Origin of the sequence: Sphingomonas sp. PAMC 26621, assembly GCF_000251145.1 — a bacterium.
In the GTDB taxonomy this organism is placed as follows: Bacteria; Pseudomonadota; Alphaproteobacteria; order Sphingomonadales; family Sphingomonadaceae; genus Sphingomonas.
In genome coordinates this window covers 36,577-52,325 of the sequence record NZ_AIDW01000037.1, presented here as the reverse complement: position 1 = coordinate 52,325, position 15,749 = coordinate 36,577, and the positions used below count along the sequence as shown (strand labels likewise).

Genomic DNA, 15,749 nt, shown 5'->3' with positions numbered 1-15,749 from the left:
AGGTTGCGAGCTTGCGCTAGCGCGAGATTTCCGGGCACTTTGAATTCGTACAATCCGGGGAAAGAGGTTCCAGTGAAATGGCCTAATCTGCTGTCTCGTCCGTTTGGTACGAAGCAACTGCGGGGCTCGACGCCATCTTTGCGCGCGCAGGGGGATCGGGCGCGCGATGCGCACGACTGGGCGGAAGCGGCAACGCTGTACAAGGCGCATTTGCGCAGCAAGCCGCACGACAGGGCGATTCGGGTCCAGCTTGGGCATGTCCTTAAGGAGTCCGGGTCGCTCGACGAGGCTCTCGCAGCCTATCATGTTGCACTGACGCGCATGCCACGCGACGCCGACCTTCTGCTCAGCATCGGCCATCTCTACAAGCGGATGGGCGACGAGGAGCAAGCGCTTCGGTTCTATCGGCAGAGCGCGGACCAGAATGGCAATAGCGATGCGCTTCGTGAGATCGATTATCTGCAGCACGGCAGTCCCGCGTTCGCGCCGAAGATGGCGGTTCCGGAGGTAGTGGCGGCGCTTGCGCGATGCAGCGTCGGGCTGGTGCCGATCGAGGCAAGCGATGTCGCGCTCGCGGCTAAGGGGCAACGGTTGCAATTCTCGTCGCTCGATCCCTGGGTGGTGTTCGAGCTGGACGAACGTGTCGCCAGCGCTGGCGGGCTTGCAATCCTGACGATCGACGCGCGCCCGCTCGAAGAGGGCAATCTTCTAAACGGGCAGCTGTATCTCGATTATGGCGATGGCTTCGAGGAGCGGATGGGTCTCCCCTTCCTTTCGGGCTCGGCGCCGACGCCGCTCTTGCTGGTGAATCCGGAACAGATCCTGCGGGTGCGGTGGGACCCTGATCGGAAATCGAACGTCATCTACCAGCCGACGTTAACATTCCGGTCGGTCGCCACCTTTGCCGAGGCAGAAGCGATCATCCGCGACCTCGCATCGGCAGACCTCGACATAACCCCGCTGCTCGAACTTGCGCAAACGTGTTTTGAGCGCGCGCCAATGACGCCGCGCGAATCCGCTCAGGCTTCGCGGACGTTGATGGTGTCGGAATTCGATCTCGATTCCCACTATCGTCGCTGGTTCTACAAGTACGAGCGTCCACTCGCCGAAGATTATGCGGTGATCGACCGGATGACCGCTGCAATGGCGGTGCGACCGACGTTTTCGTTCGTGATGCCAACCTACAACACGCCGCTGCCGTTGCTGCGCTCGTGCCTTGATGCGATGCTAAAGCAAACGTACTCGGATTTCGAGATTTGCATCGCGGATGATCATTCGCCTGATACCGCGGTGGTCGACGTACTCGCCGAATATGCTGCGCGCGATCAACGCGTCAAATATGTCCAATCTCCGAAAAACGGTCACATCTCCGATGCGAGCAACCGCGCACTGAAGCTCGCAAGCGGGGATTTCGTCGTGCTGATCGACCATGACGATGTCATCCCAGACTATACTTTATTTGTAGTTGCTTACTACATAAACAAGCATCCTGATGCCGACGTCTTGTATTCGGACGAAGACAAGATCGACGTGCACAATAATCGGTCCGCTCCGTACTTTAAGGGCGACTTCAGCAAGTTCCTGATGTACGGCCATAACATGGTCAGCCATCTCGGAGTCTACCGCCGTGCGCTGGTACAGGAAATCGGCGGATTTCGGCTGGGACTCGAAGGGAGCCAGGATTACGATCTGCTGTTGCGCTGCTTCGAGCGAAGCAGCGATTCTCGTATCGTCCATATCCCACACGTGCTGTATCATTGGCGCACCACGCCAGGATCACTGCCATTTCGCCCGACCAGAAGGGTTACGCGATTGTCGCCGCGCAATTGGCGATCAACGGCCATTTCGAGCGGACCGGAATGCCGTTCCGCTCAGGGGAAGGGTTCGCCCCCGGATGTACCGGGGTCCGTCCGTCGCGGGCGTTCGATACATCAGTTTCGATCATCATCCCGACTCGCAACGGACTCGACGTACTCAAGCCCTGCATCGATTCGATCGTGAAGACCGTGCCCGAACATGCCGAAATCCTGATCGTCGATAACGGATCGGACGATCCTGCTACGCTGTCCTATCTCGAAAGCCTCTCGGAACAGGGGATCGCGCGAGTTTTGCGTTATGATGAACCCTTCAACTTTTCGCTAATCAACAATTTCGCCGCCGAACACGCGACCGGCGACATCCTGTGCTTCCTCAACAACGATACAGAAATCTTATCTGGAGATTGGCTCGCCCGTGCGCGCGCGTTGTTGTCAATGGACGACGTCGGCGTCGTTGGCGCGCGACTGTTGTACCCGGATGGAACGCTTCAGCATTTCGGAATCGCGCTTGGCATGGGCGATCACCGCGTTGCTGGCACGCCGCATGGCGGCATGAACGGAAATGACCCGGGCTATTTCGGCAAAGCCAGACTAATGCAGGAATTTTCAGCGGTGACCGCGGCTTGCCTGTTTATCCGGCGGTCCGATTTCACCACGGTCGGCGGGTTCGCCCCCGAATTCCGCGTTGCCTATAACGACATCGACCTGTGCCTCCGGATCCGGGCGCTGGGCTTCAAGGTCGTCGGCGATCCGGAAATTCTGCTGATCCACAAGGAAAGCCGGACGCGCGGTAGCGATAAGACGGGCGAGCGCGCGCGGCGGCTCGCCGCGGAGGCCGCCCGGATGCACGATCGGTGGGGTGACCTGCTGCGGAACGATCCTTTTTATTCGCCCAACCTTTCGCTCGACCGTCTCGACTTCGCGCCTGCGGTACCTCCGCGCGTTCCGATGCCGTGGCGGCAAGGCGAGCCGGCCGCAGGCGCCCCATGATTGACGGAGCAAGCGTGGCAGAGCCGATCGACATTGAGCCTGACGTGGGATCAGGCTCGCTACCCTCGATCTGCTGCGCGGCGGACCGGACCTATGGAGCGGGCGCGGTCGCGCCCGGGCTAAGCGAGGATGCGCCTGGTGCGGCAACGACCGACCCGGCCACCTACGGAATCCATTGGGTCGACGAACTGTACGAGACCGCGCGCTACCATTGGCGGTTCCCGGACTCCGGATTCGTTCAACCCAGTCCGTTTACCGAGGATCTGCAAGGCTTTTATGCGTCGATCGCGACGCAGAACTGCCCCGCCTCCGGTTTGGTGAGGTTGGCCGATGCGGTCCTTGCGGGAAGTGTACTCTATGCCAACGCGGCTACCGACCCCGCAATCGTTTATGAAACCTACCGGCCAAACGACCGCGCCGCCGTCCAGATCGCGACGCGCGACCTGATTCTCAACGCCGACCGGACGCGCTTTACGGATCCGGCATGGCGGTGCCTGTTCATTGGCTCGGCGGGATCGTTCAACTACGGTCACTGGCTCGTCGACGACCTGCCGCGCCTGCGTGCGGTGATGGCGCTGATGCAGCACGATGATCGTCCGGTACGCGTCGTGATCCACAGCTATGGCGATGCGATCGACAGCGTCCGGATCGATTCGATCCGCACGTTTCTCGATTCCTCGATTCATATCGATCTGGTCGATCGATCGATTCCATATCATTTCGTCGAACTCTATTACGCCACGCCCGTTACCCGTCACCCGGTGCAGAAGTCTCCGGTCGCGATCGATTTCGCGGTACGTCAGACGCTCGCGCGTATTGCGGTGGACGCAGCCCCTTTGACCGGACCCACGTTGCTGTTTGTCGATCGTGCGGCGCAGCACGGCAGGACCCTGTCGAATCATGCGGATGTTCTTCGACTTGTCGAGCAGCGCGGGTTCACGGTCGTTGATCCGGCCAGCCTGAGCTTCGTTGAGCAGGTCCGCCTGTTCAGCGGTGCCCAGGTCGTCATCGGGCAGATGGGGGCGGCAATGACCAATACGATGTTCTGTCGTCCCTCCACGACCGTGATTTATCTCGCGCCGTCGGGATGGATCGAGCCATTCTATTGGGATCTGGCAGTGGTGCGTGGGCAATATTATCGGGTTCTGTATGGTGATGTCGCAGACCCTACGGTGCCGGCGCACCGCAGCGATTTTTCGATCGTTCCGGCGGCGCTGCAAATGGCGCTCGACGCGCTTTGAGGGCCGCGATGCCATCTGTGTAAGTTGCGGCGACCCGTTCATCTCCCCGCAAGGTAGCGGCCGCCACGCAGGCAAGCGCGTGGCGGGAGCGTCAGGGCCGAATCGTTCCGGGAGACGATGACTCGGCCTTGATACTTTATCTCATCACATGTAGGGCCGCCATCGCACCCGACCAAGCTGTTCTAAAAAGGCCGTCTCCCGCATGATCCGATCCTTTCTGCTGTCCGGCGTCGCTGCGTCTTTCGCCTTGCCCGTCGCTGCCTTCGCCGCCGAGCCTGCGCAGCAGGTCGATCCCGCCCCTGCCACGACGACCGCCGCGTCGCCCGCCGCCTCGCCCGCCGACGCCGCCGCCAGCAAGGGCGCGGGCCCGGACATCGTCGTCACCGGCCGCCTCGATGCGGCGCGCGCGTCGATCCAGCCGAGCCTTGGTGCTACGACCTATTCGATCACCGCGACGCAGATCAAGGCGCTCCCCGGCGGCGACAATCTCCAGCTCAATCAGATCCTGCTGCAGTTGCCGGGGGTGGTGCAGGATGGCGGCGGCCAGTTCCACGTGCGCGACGACCACAACAACCTGCAATATCGCATCAACGGGACAATCCTGCCCGAAGGCGTCTCGGTGTTCGGCCAGACGCTCAGCCCGCGGATCGTCGAGCGGTTCGACCTGCGCACCGGCGCGCTCCCCGCGCAATATGGCCTGCGCACGGCGGGCATCATCGACATCACCACCAAGAGCCATTTCGACAATAGCGGCACCGCGCAAATCTATGGCGGGACCAACGACACGATCCAGCCGAGCATCGAATATGGCGGCTCGACCGGGCAGACGAACTACTTCGTCACCGGCAGCTACAAGCACAGCAACAACGGGATCGACCCGGTCGATTCCGGGCGCACCCCGCTCCACGACAGGACCGACCAATATCAGGGCTTCGTCTATCTCGACCACACGCTGGATGCGAACAACCGCGTCTCGCTGATCGGTGGCTATGCCGACCAGCGCTACCAGATCCCGAACCCGCGCGGGCTGCGCCCCGACAGTGGCTACAGCGTCGGCGGCGTCAGCGATGTCCTGAGCGACGACCTCGACGAGCGGCAGCACGAGCAGACCGCCTTCGCGCTGGCCAGCCTGTTGCACGACGCGGGCCCGCTGACGTTGCAGGCCTCGCTGTTCGCCCGCTATTCTGCGCTGCGCTACACCCCTGACGTGCTCGGCGAACTGCTGTTCAACGGGCTCGCGCAGAACGCCTTCAAGCGCGACTTCACCTTCGGCGGGCAGATCGAGGGCGCGTATCGCCTGGGCGCGGCGCACACGCTGCGTGGTGGCGTGATCATCTCGCGCGACCGCAACAACAGCCGCACCTCTACCCAAGTGTTCCAGGTCGACGATGCGGGCGCGCAGCTTGGCGAGCCGGTCACGGTGATCGACAATGGCGCCCGGACCGAGATGACCTACAGCGTCTATCTTCAGGACGAATGGAAGATCGCCGAGCCGCTGATCGTCAATTTCGGCGGCCGGTTCGATCACTATAACGGCTATCGCGCCGAGAGCGCCTTCTCGCCGCGCGTCAACGCGGTGCTGACCCCGCTCGAGGGGCTCGCGCTCCACGCCGGTTACTCGCGTTATTTTTCGCCGCCGCCGTTCAGCAACGTCGCGACCACCAGCGTGCTCAAGTTCCGCGGCACCAGCGCCCAGGCCCCCGGCGACGACGGCGTCGCCACCCCGCTCGCGGACACGCCCTATGCCGAGAAGCAGGACTATTTCGACGTCGGCGGGCAGTGGAAGCTGTCGCCTGCGGTGACGGTCGGGCTCGATGGCTATTATCGCAAGTCGTACAACCTGCTCGACGAAGGCCAGTTCGGCGCGCCGATCATCCTGACGCCGTTCAATTATGCGCGCGGGACGATCAAGGGCGTCGAGGGCAACATCAGCTACGCCGCGCACGGCCTCTCCCTTTACGGCAACCTCGCCTATGCCAAGGCGCAGGGGACCAACATCGTCTCGTCGCAGTTCAACTTCGACCCCGCCGATATCGCGACGATCGCGCGCCAGGCGATCTATCTCGACCATGACCAGACTTGGACCGCCTCGGCAGGTGCCTCCTACCGGATCGAGCAGGGCTTCCTGCGCGATACGCGAGTCGGCGCGTCGATGCTGTACGGCTCCGGGCTGCGCCGCGACGGCGACGTTCCGAACGGTGGCAAGCTCCCGCCCTATGCGGTGGTCAACCTGACCGCGAGCCACAATTTCGCCGGGCCGGGAATCGAAATCCGCGCGGACATCATCAACGTCGGCGACCATGTCTACGAGATCCGCGACGGCTCCGGCGTCGGGGTCGGCGCGCCGCAGTTCGGCGCGCGGCGCGGGTTCCTGTTCGGGATCAGCAAGACGATCTGAGGGGCGTCACACCAACTTTACCTCCCCGGCGAAGGCCGGGGCCCAGGAGCGATGGCCGACGTCATCGGGCGCGACACCCGCCATCAACCGCTTGCTGCCAGGCCCCGGTTTTCGCGAGACCTCTGCGTAAAGGCAATCGTAGGTTTTATCGTCACCCCCGGCCCCAAAGGCCGCCGTCATGCTGAACTTGTTTCAGCATCCACCGCGCAGCAGGCATCGTCCGGACTCGCGGAGGGCTGGATCCTGAAACAAGTTCAGGATGACGGATGGTTTCGCAGAGGCCATGTCTTCGCCGGGGAAGAGGCAGCCAAGGGCGCGGTAACGCTGCCTACTCCCGCTCGCCCAACTTGCGCTCCCACGCCAGCGCGTCGCGCACGATCAGGTCGAGGTCGGCGCGCTGCGGCGTCCAGTCGAGCGTTTCGAGGATCGCTCGGTTATCCGCGACCAGTTCGCCCGCATCGCCCGCGCGGCGTCCCTCGATCACGCGTTCAAGCTTGCGATTGGTCACGCGGTCGACTGCGTCGAGCACTTCGAGCACCGAGAACCCCTTGCCGTACCCCGCATTGAGCGTGTGGCTGCGGGTCGGCTCTGTGATCAGCACGTCGAGCGCCGCGACATGTGCCGCGGCCAGATCGCTGACATGGATATAGTCGCGCACGCCCGTGCCATCGGGGGTCGCATAATCGGTGCCATAGACGCCGACGGTCTCGCGCTTGCCCAGCGCCGCCTCGACCGCGATCTTGATGAGATGCGTCGCGCCGACGGTCGACTGCCCGCTGCGGCCCGCCGGGTCAGCCCCCGCGACGTTGAAATAGCGTAGCGCCGCATAATTCATCGGATGCGCCGCCGCGACGTCGCGCAGCATCGCCTCGGTCATCAGCTTGGAGGTGCCGTACGGGTTGATCGGCACGGTCGGTTCGCCCTCCGCGACGGGGACCTTTTCGGGCGTGCCATAGGTCGCGGCGGTGGACGAGAAGATGAAGTGCTTCACCCCCGACACCACCGCGCTCTCGATCAGCGCGCGGCTCGCGGCGGTGTTGTTGCGATAATATTTGAGCGGATTGCTCACCGATTCGGGTACGATGATCGACCCGGCGAAATGCAGGATCGCCCGCACTTCATGATCGCGCAGCGTCGCGCGGACCAGATCATCATCCTCGATCTCGCCGCGCACCAGCGTCGCGCGCGGGTCGACCAGCCAGTCGAATCCGGTGGTCAGATTGTCATAGACGACGACCCTGTGCCCGGCATCGAGCAACGCGAGCACCGCATGGCTCCCGATATAGCCCGCGCCGCCCGTCACCAGCACCGATCCGTCCAGCATTGCCGTCCCCCTTTTGTCGCTTCCCGCCGTACCTATCTTAAAGACCTAAACAAGGAGCGTATCATGGCAAGCGAAGTCGCAACGCTGGCGGGCGGGTGTTTCTGGTGCACCGAAGCGGTGTTCAAGGATGTGATCGGCGTCGAAAGCGTCGAGAGCGGGTATATCGGCGGGAGCGTCCCCAACCCGACCTACAAGCAGGTCTGCGGTGGCGACACCGGGCATGCCGAGGCGATCCGCGTGACCTTCGACAGCGATCAGGTGCGCTATGGCGACATCCTCGACATGTTCTTCGCGACGCACGACCCGACGACGCTCAACCGTCAGGGCAATGACGTCGGCACGCAATATCGCTCGGCGATCTTCCCGCATTCGGAAGAGCAGGCGACCGAAGCGCGCGCCGCGATGGAACGGGCGGCATCGGGCTGGCCCGCGCCGATCGTCACGACGATCGAGCCGCTGACCGACTGGTATTCCGCGGAGGACTATCATCAGGATTATTGGGACAGCGAAGGCCAGCGCAATCCGTACTGCATGGCAGTGATCCCGCCCAAGCTGGCGAAGCTCCGCAAGAGCTTTGCGGAACGGTCGAAGACGGTTTCGGCGTAACGCGGACTGTGGGCGGGGGCAGGACGCTCCCGCCGGCTTGGCGTGTGGCGAAGGTGATAAGTGCTCGCCGCGCCCCCTTCTTTTCTTGCTTCCCCGGCGAAGGCCGGGGCCCAGGAGCGAGCCGGTTGGAAGAGAGCGCAGCCCCCGCTTGCAGATCGCCCTCTCCTGGGCCCCGGCCTTCGCCGGGGAAGCGCACGGAGGTATTGCGGCACTCCCCCCCAAACCGGCCTGCAGCGGGCGACGGCTAGTCCCGATGCGCTGCGCGACGCAGGCGATCGTTGATCGCCGTGCCGATCCCGTCGAGCGGGATCGCAGCAATCGCGATCCGCACACGGTCAGAACCATCGGCAAGGTGCAACGCATCGAACAGCTTTGCAGCCGCCTCGGTCATATCGCCGTGCGCCGATAGCGACGTGTCGCCGTCAATCGCGCCGAACCCGATGAGATATTCGTCTGCCTCGGCTTCGGTCGCGTTCAACCGGAGCGGCTTGTTCGGCGCATAATGACTTGCAAGCTGGCCCGGTGCGGTGATGATTGCCGCCTCCCCCTCTTTTCCTTGCTTCCCCGGCGAAGGCCGGGGCCCAGGACTGGCCGGGTCGGAAGAGAGCGCGGCACTCGCTTGCAGATCGCCCTCGACTGGGCCCCGGCCTTCGCCGGGGAAGTGCAATGGGGGTGCGGGGGGATTATCCCCGAACCGCGCAAGATCCTCCGCCGTCACCGGCCCCGGCCGCAACACCTGCAATCCCGCAATAATCGTCGACTCAACCCCAGCCGCCGTCGCGCCATCATCCACCACCAGCGCGATCCGTCCGCCCAGCGACGCCACAACATGCGCCGCGCGCGTCGGGCTGATCGCACCGCTCGCATTGGCCGAGGGCGCAGCCAGCGGCACCCCCGCCGCCGCGATCAGCGCGCGCATCGCGCGGTGCGCAGGGACACGGATCGCGATCGTGTCCAGCCCCGCGGTCACCAGCGATGCGATCCCTCCATCAGGCCGCACCGGCAACACCAACGTCAGCGGCCCCGGCCAGAACGCCGCCGCCAAAGCCCGCGCGGTCGCATCGAACACCGCGATCCGCTCCGCCGCCGCCAGATCGAGCACATGGACGATCAGCGGGTTGAAGCTCGGCCGCCCCTTGGCCGCATAGATTCGCGCGACCGCGCCCGAGTCGGTCGCGTCGGCGGCGAGTCCGTAGACCGTCTCGCTCGGGATCGCGACCGGTTGCCCGGCGCGAATCAGCGCGGCGGCCTCCGCGATCGCTACGGCACCGTAGGGTAAGGTTCGCGTCTGCATCGGCGGGTTTGGCGCGGTCATCATGCGGCGCTATAGCCGCCACAAACCTGCGCGATAAGAGGATGCCGCCCGTGTTCACTCCAGCCACCGCCGACCAGCGTTTCGTGCTCGACCATATCGTCGGGATTGCCGATCTCGCCGCGACCGAACGGTTCGCCGCCGCCAGCGACGACGTCGTCGATGCGGTGCTCGAAGGCGTCGGGCAACTGGCGGTGGGCGAATGGGCGCCGCTGCTCCGGACCGGCGACACGGTCGGCGCGAAATGGACCCCCGAAGGCGTCGTCATGCCCGATGGCTTCATCAAGGCGTATCACGATTACGTCGAGGGCGGCTGGGGCACGATCGGCGTTCCGGAAGAATTCGGCGGGCAGGGGCTTCCGTTCGCAATCCAGACCGCGGTGCTCGATACGCTGGGCGCGGCCAACATGGGCTTCGCGCTCGCGCCTACGCTGACGGTCGGCGCAATCGAGGCGCTCGCGCATCACGGCTCGCCCGAGCAGCAGGCGCTGTACCTCCCGCACCTCGCGACCGGCGAATGGACCGGCACGATGAACCTGACCGAGCCGCAGGCGGGCTCCGACGTCGGGGCCTTGCGGACCACCGCCACCCCGCACGGCGACGGGAAATTCCTGATCAAGGGCACCAAGATCTACATCTCGTTCGGCGATCACGACATGGCGCCCAACATCGTCCACCTCGTCCTCGCGCGCACCCCCGGCGCGCCCGCCGGGACCAAGGGCATCTCGCTGTTCCTGGTCCCCAAATTCCGCCTCGATGCGGACGGAAACCCCGGCGACTTCAACGACGTCCGCGTCGTCTCGATCGAGCATAAGATGGGCCTCCACGCGTCCCCGACCTGCGTTCTCAGCTTCGGCGACCAGGACGATTGCGTCGGCGAGCTGATCGGGGCCGAGTTCGGCGGCATCCGGGCGATGTTCACGATGATGAACAACGCGCGGCTCAACGTCGGCCTCCAGGGCGTCCAGGTCGCCGAGGCGGCGACGCAGGCGGCGGTCGGCTATGCGCTCGACCGGGTCCAGTCGGCGCGCGCGGGGTCGGGCAATGCCGAACCCGTCCGCATCGTCGAGCATCCCGACGTCCGCCGCATGCTGCTCCGCATGAAGGCGCAGACCCAGGCGGCGCGTGCACTCGTCTATTACGCCGCGTCGCAGGTCGACCGCGCGACTCTGAACGAAGCGGGCGGGCAGGAGCGGCTCGATATCCTGACCCCGCTCGCCAAGGCGCACGGCACCGATCTCGGCAACGAGGTCGCGAGCCTCGGGATTCAGATCCACGGCGGGATGGGCTATGTCGAGGAAACCGGCGCGGCGCAGTTCTTCCGCGATGCGCGCATCACCCCGATCTACGAGGGCACCAACGGGATTCAGGCGGCGGATCTGGTCGGGCGCAAGCTTTCGATGGACAATGGCGGCGTGTTCGCCCGCCTCATTGCCGACATGCGCGCCGAGGCGCAGGACAGCGGGCTCAACGCGCTAATCGACGTGTGCGACGAAGTCGGGCGGCGCTTGGCCACACTCGACGCCGACGACAAGCTCGCCGCGAGCTATCCGTTCCTGACGATGCTGTCGGTCGCAGTGTGTGGCTGGCTGATGGAACGGCAGGGCCGGATCGCGGTGGACGCCGAGGGCGACCGTGATTTCCTGAGCATGAAGGTCGCCGCCGCGCGCTTCTACGTCGCGCAGATCGTCCCCGAGGCAATGGGGCTCAAGGCCGCCGCGATGGCGGATGCGAGCGTGCTGTACTCGATCGCGCCCGAAGCGTTCGCGGCATGAGTGACGCCGCGTTCGACCTCGACGCCTATTTCGCCCGCGTTCATCTCCCCGCGCGGCCCTCCGTCGACCCTCTCGGGCTGGGCGCACTCCAGCGCGCGCACCGGCTGGCGATCCCGTTCGAGAATCTCGACATACTGCTCGGCCGCGGAATCGCGATCGACAGTGCGAGCGTCTTCGCCAAGCTCGTCACCGCGGGCCGCGGCGGCTATTGTTTCGAGCATAACCGGCTGTTCCTCGATGCGCTGCACGCGCTCGGGTTCGACGCGCGACCGCTGCTCGCGCGCGTCTGGATCGCTGCGAGCGACGTGCCGCCGCTGACGCACACGTTCAGCCTGGTGACGCTCGGCGAGGAACAGTGGATCGCCGATACAGGCTTCGGTGGCAGCTACACCCCGCCGATGCCGCTGATCGACGGCGCGCAAGTCACTGCGCCCGACGGCGCGCTGTTCCGGCTCGACCGGGCAGGCGACCATGGCTGGATGCTGCTGCGCGACGGCGATGCCGCGACCACCGACGGGCGCGGGACGGGGACGGGCTTCCAGACACAATACAGCTTCGACACGCGGCTGGTGTTTGACGCCGATCTAGGGCTGAGCAACCACTGGACCTCGACCGCGCCGGTCAGCCGGTTTCGCCATGCGGGGATCGTCAGCATCGTGTTGCCGAAGGGGTTTGCGTCCTTGACCGACGCGACCTATCGCGGGCGCGCCGGTGCTCACGAGACCAATGCGGTGATCACCGATCCGCGGGTTTACCGTTTGCGGCTGAGCATGATGTTCGGGATCACGCTGTCGGCGGAAGAGGTTGCGGCGCTCGGGGTGATGGAACGCTAATAGGCTCGGTCGCGTTCGCGGCCTCGGGCAAGAGAATGTTACGATTTCGATATGACTTGCGGCAAGCCTTCCGGACGCGGTAACACGCGCCCGCCGGACTAGCCGGTCCATGGGAGGATCGTTTCGATGAACGTGTCTTTGACGCTGGTCGCGCTTGCCATTGCCATCGTGGGGGACAGCCCCGCGCTCGCCCAGACCGCCAATCCCTGCCCGACCGGAAGCCCCGCGATCGTTCGCACCAGCAAGATCAAGCCGGGGGGCTCGATCGCCGGGTTCCAGAAGGCCGTGGCGGATCACGCCCGCTGGTATGCGTCGCACGGCTACACGGCGGACGCCTTCAGTTCCGGGCGCGTCCTGACGATGAACCCACTGACTCGCGCGATTGCCCCGACGCCGGACATGATCCTGACGCTCCACACCAAGGCGGTCGACGTGCCGGCGGCCAAGCATGATGCCGCCTGGAATGCCTATGTTGCGGAATATAATGCCAATGCTGACATCGTCAGCACGACCTACGTCTGCCTGTCGAAGTAAGCGGAACCGGCTGGATCGCGGGGAGGGTCAGGCCTTCTCGCGCTCCAGCAGATCCGCGACATCGAGCCCGAGCAAATCGATATGCGCCGCGATCCGCGGCCAGCTCGTGTCAAGGAAATGCGCGCGTTCGGCAGCGCGCAGTTTCTCCGCGGCGCCCGGCAGCACGAACATCCCGACGCCACGCCGCACCTCGACATAGCCGTCGTCCTGGAAACTCTGATACGCCTTGGCCACGGTGAGCGGATTTGCGCCATGTTCGGCGGCGAGCGCGCGGACCGACGGCAGCTGGTCGCCCGCCCGAAACTCCCCGCGCAGGATGGCGGCGGAGATCGTCCCGCGCAGCTTGATGTAAACGGGCGAGTCTTCGCTGTTCAGGGCTGTCATGCTGCTTTAATACACCACTAGTGCGAAATGTCCAGTCTCTCAACCGCCCCAATTTGTAACAATGTTTTGCCGATCGGGACGTGGACGCTCGTCTAATTGCCGAGACGGCGTCCCGAGGAACATGAACCCGGCGATCCGTTCGGGATCCGCGCCGAACGCATCGCGCACCGCGGTCGAATAGCTCGGCCAGCCTGTGAGCCACCCGCCGGCATAGCCGAGCGCATGCGTCGCGTGGAGCAGGTTCATGCACGAGGCACCTGCCGACAATTCCTGTTCCCACAAAGGAATATGGCTTTCGGTCTTGGGCGACGAGAGCACGACGACGAGCGTCGGCGCCTGTTCGGCGAACTGCACCAGCGCCGCGATCTCGGTCGCGCCGGCCTGCGGGCGTTCGGCGCGATAGGCGGTGGTGATGACCTCGGCCAGCGCCGCGCGCTGCTCCGGCGCGACCACGACGAAGCGCCACGGCGCGAGCTTGCCATGATCGGGCGTGCGTGCCGCGATCGTCAGGATCGTCTCGAGCTCGGCGGCGTCGGGGCCCGGCGCGACCAGGTCGCGTGGCTTGCCCGAGCGGCGCGTGGCGAGGAGCGAGAGCGGGGTTGTGCGGTCATTGAACATGGATTGCCCTTTAGCGGGACACGGCGGATATTTACACACCCGCGATTGGCGTTAGTCTCGCCCGCAACCAACCGCGCCGCATCCGTCGGCGCCCCGACCGTTTTCAGGAGTTTGTACATGGTGGACACCCCGACCGCGGATACTCCGCGCGAGCCGGATATCACGCATGTCAATCCGGCGGCGGGCGAGACGTGGTTCGGCCACCCGCGCCAGCTCGCGCGGCTGTTCACCACCGAGATGTGGGAGCGCTTTGGCTATTACGGCATGCGTGCGTTGCTCACGCTGTATCTCACCAAGCATTTTGTTTTCGGCGATCGCGCCGCAACGGGGCTCTACGGCGGGTTCACCGCGCTGGTGTATCTGACCCCGCTGGTCGGCGGGTATCTCGCCGACCAGTATCTCGGCTCCAAGCGCTCGGTAAAGTTCGGCGCGATCATGATGGCGGTCGGCTATTTTACGCTCTGCTTCGGCGGGCAGACCGCGGTGCCGTTCGCGACGATCGACGGGCAGCGCTACACTGTCACGGTCGAATCAAAGGCCGGGACCGAGCAGCGCTTCATCACCGACCAGGGCAAGCGCCTGCAGGTGAAGGGCAATGACGACGGCACCGTCTCGCTGCTCGCCCCCGACGGCAGCACCGCGCGGACGATCGCCAAGGACGGCTTCAAGTCGGATGCCGAGCGCAGCCCGCTGTTCGTCACGATCATGCTGATCGCGCTCAGCCTCGTCTCGGTCGGCAACGGCTTCTTCAAGCCCAACATCTCGACAATGGTCGGCGAACTCTACGCGCAGGGCGACCGACGCCGCGATTCCGGCTTCACCATCTTCTACATGGGGATCAACCTCGGGTCGCTCGGCTCGCAGATCCTGTGCCCGATCCTCGCCGAGACGATCGGCTGGTGGGCGGGCTTCGGCCTCGCCGCAATCGGCATGCTGATCTCGTTCACGCTGATCCAGTTCGATGGCGGCAAGCTCAACGGCTATGGCGAGCCCCCGGTCCGCAGCGGACCGGACCGCACGATCCCGATCTTCATCGGCGCGCTGATCGCGGTGCCGGTGCTGTACTTCCTGTTCGTCAACCTCATGAACTCGGTGCCGCCGGTGCCGGGGTCGGGCTTCGTCGGTTATCTCGCGTCGCTCTCGCTGATGGGCAAGCTGCTGTTCGGCACGTTCCTCATCGCGATCCCGGGCATCCTGATCTGGTCGTTCGTGATCGGCGACAAGCGCGAGTTCCAGATGATGCTCGCGGCGATGGTGTTGATCGTCTTCAACGTCGTGTTCTGGACGCTGTTCGAGCAGGCAGGCTCGTCGCTGACGCTGTTCGCGGATCGCAACACCGACCTGCGCCTGTTCGGCAATTTCGCGATCTCCGCGCCGCAGACGCAGTTCTTCAACGCCTTCTTCATCGTGACGCTCGCGCCGATCATGAGCATCCTGTGGACCGGTCTCGCCAAGCGCGGGCTCGAGCCATCGATCCCGGTCAAGTTCGGGATTGCGCTGATCGGCGTCGGGGCGGGTTTCCTGTTCCTCGTGCTGGGTGCGGGCTTTGCCGGGCCGGGCTTCCAGGTCGGCATCTGGTGGCTCGCGGGGCTGTACCTGATCCACTCGCTGGCTGAACTGTGCATTTCGCCGGTCGGGCTGTCGATGATCACCAAGCTGTCGATCGCGCGGATCGTCGGGCTGATGATGGGCGTGTGGTTCCTCTCGATCTCCTGCGCGCAATATGTCGCTGGGATCGTCGCGCAGTTCGCCAGCGTCGACACGGTCGGCGGGCAGGTCACCAACCTCAAGGTCAGCCTCGATACCTATACCGGCACGTTCACGACGATTGCGCAGGTCGCGATCGCGCTTGGCGTGCTATTGCTGGTCCTGTCCTGGCCGCTCAAGAAGTGGATGCACGGGGTCAAATAACCGGGG

Annotated in this window: 13 protein-coding genes; 9 read left to right on the top strand and 4 right to left on the bottom strand. The window is 64.7% G+C overall.

Translation table 11 applies throughout. The features are described 5' to 3' along the window. The first annotated feature begins 39 nt into the window (after window positions 1-39). From RI03_RS22360 to RI03_RS17900, 4 genes are all read left to right on the top strand, one after another. On the top strand, window positions 40-2,001 hold the full coding sequence (locus RI03_RS22360; RefSeq protein ID WP_170318410.1) for a glycosyltransferase: 1,962 nt from the start codon (window positions 40-42) through the stop codon (window positions 1,999-2,001). Further along, entirely contained in the window at window positions 1,941-2,807 is an 867-nt protein-coding gene (locus tag RI03_RS22355) for a glycosyltransferase family 2 protein (RefSeq protein ID WP_238542448.1), read from the top strand. The genes RI03_RS22360 and RI03_RS22355 overlap by 61 nt, the downstream gene beginning before the upstream one ends. Before the next feature lie 14 nt (window positions 2,808-2,821). Continuing rightward, entirely contained in the window at window positions 2,822-4,048 is a 1,227-nt protein-coding gene (locus RI03_RS17905) for a glycosyltransferase family 61 protein (RefSeq protein ID WP_170318409.1), read from the top strand. 202 nt (window positions 4,049-4,250) lie between these two features. Beyond that, window positions 4,251-6,446 carry a TonB-dependent receptor gene (locus tag RI03_RS17900; protein WP_010219017.1) on the top strand — a complete coding sequence of 732 codons (2,196 nt, stop codon included), beginning with the start codon at window positions 4,251-4,253 and terminating at the stop codon, window positions 6,444-6,446. Between the two features lie 328 nt (window positions 6,447-6,774). On the opposite strand, the gene galE is transcribed toward RI03_RS17900, so the two are convergent. Further along, the gene (gene galE, locus RI03_RS17895; RefSeq protein WP_010219016.1) at window positions 6,775-7,770 is read right to left on the bottom strand and encodes a UDP-glucose 4-epimerase GalE; all 996 of its coding nucleotides are present in this window, start codon (window positions 7,768-7,770) and stop codon (window positions 6,775-6,777) included. 63 nt (window positions 7,771-7,833) lie between these two features. Between galE and msrA the strand changes: the two genes are divergently transcribed. Further along, window positions 7,834-8,376 (top strand): peptide-methionine (S)-S-oxide reductase MsrA, encoded by a 543-nt coding sequence (msrA, locus tag RI03_RS17890; RefSeq protein WP_010161860.1) that lies wholly within the window; start codon window positions 7,834-7,836, stop codon window positions 8,374-8,376. 244 nt (window positions 8,377-8,620) lie between these two features. Here the strand turns inward: msrA and RI03_RS17885 are convergent, their stop codons facing one another. After that, on the bottom strand, window positions 8,621-9,694 hold the full coding sequence (locus RI03_RS17885; RefSeq protein WP_010219014.1) for an L-threonylcarbamoyladenylate synthase: 1,074 nt from the start codon (window positions 9,692-9,694) through the stop codon (window positions 8,621-8,623). A 38-nt stretch (window positions 9,695-9,732) separates the two neighbouring features. Here RI03_RS17885 and RI03_RS17880 point away from each other — a divergent pair, with 38 nt between their 5' ends. From RI03_RS17880 to RI03_RS17870, 3 genes are all read left to right on the top strand, one after another. Then, window positions 9,733-11,463 (top strand): acyl-CoA dehydrogenase, encoded by a 1,731-nt coding sequence (locus RI03_RS17880; protein ID WP_010219013.1) that lies wholly within the window; start codon window positions 9,733-9,735, stop codon window positions 11,461-11,463. Beyond that, window positions 11,460-12,296, top strand: coding sequence for an arylamine N-acetyltransferase family protein (locus tag RI03_RS17875; protein WP_010219012.1), 837 nt, complete (start codon window positions 11,460-11,462; stop codon window positions 12,294-12,296). The genes RI03_RS17880 and RI03_RS17875 overlap by 4 nt, the downstream gene beginning before the upstream one ends. Window positions 12,297-12,422: 126 nt before the next feature. Next, window positions 12,423-12,830, top strand: coding sequence for a hypothetical protein (locus RI03_RS17870; protein WP_010219011.1), 408 nt, complete (start codon window positions 12,423-12,425; stop codon window positions 12,828-12,830). A gap of 27 nt (window positions 12,831-12,857) precedes the next feature. On the opposite strand, the gene RI03_RS17865 is transcribed toward RI03_RS17870, so the two are convergent. Further along, on the bottom strand, window positions 12,858-13,214 hold the full coding sequence (locus tag RI03_RS17865) for a GntR family transcriptional regulator (RefSeq protein WP_010219001.1): 357 nt from the start codon (window positions 13,212-13,214) through the stop codon (window positions 12,858-12,860). Window positions 13,215-13,253: 39 nt separating this feature from the next. Continuing rightward, entirely contained in the window at window positions 13,254-13,832 is a 579-nt protein-coding gene (locus RI03_RS17860; RefSeq protein ID WP_010219000.1) for a nitroreductase family protein, read from the bottom strand. A 117-nt stretch (window positions 13,833-13,949) separates the two neighbouring features. Between RI03_RS17860 and RI03_RS17855 the strand changes: the two genes are divergently transcribed. Then, window positions 13,950-15,743, top strand: a complete 1,794-nt coding sequence (locus tag RI03_RS17855; protein WP_010218999.1) for a peptide MFS transporter — start codon at window positions 13,950-13,952, stop codon at window positions 15,741-15,743. Window positions 15,744-15,749: the final 6 nt, after the last annotated feature.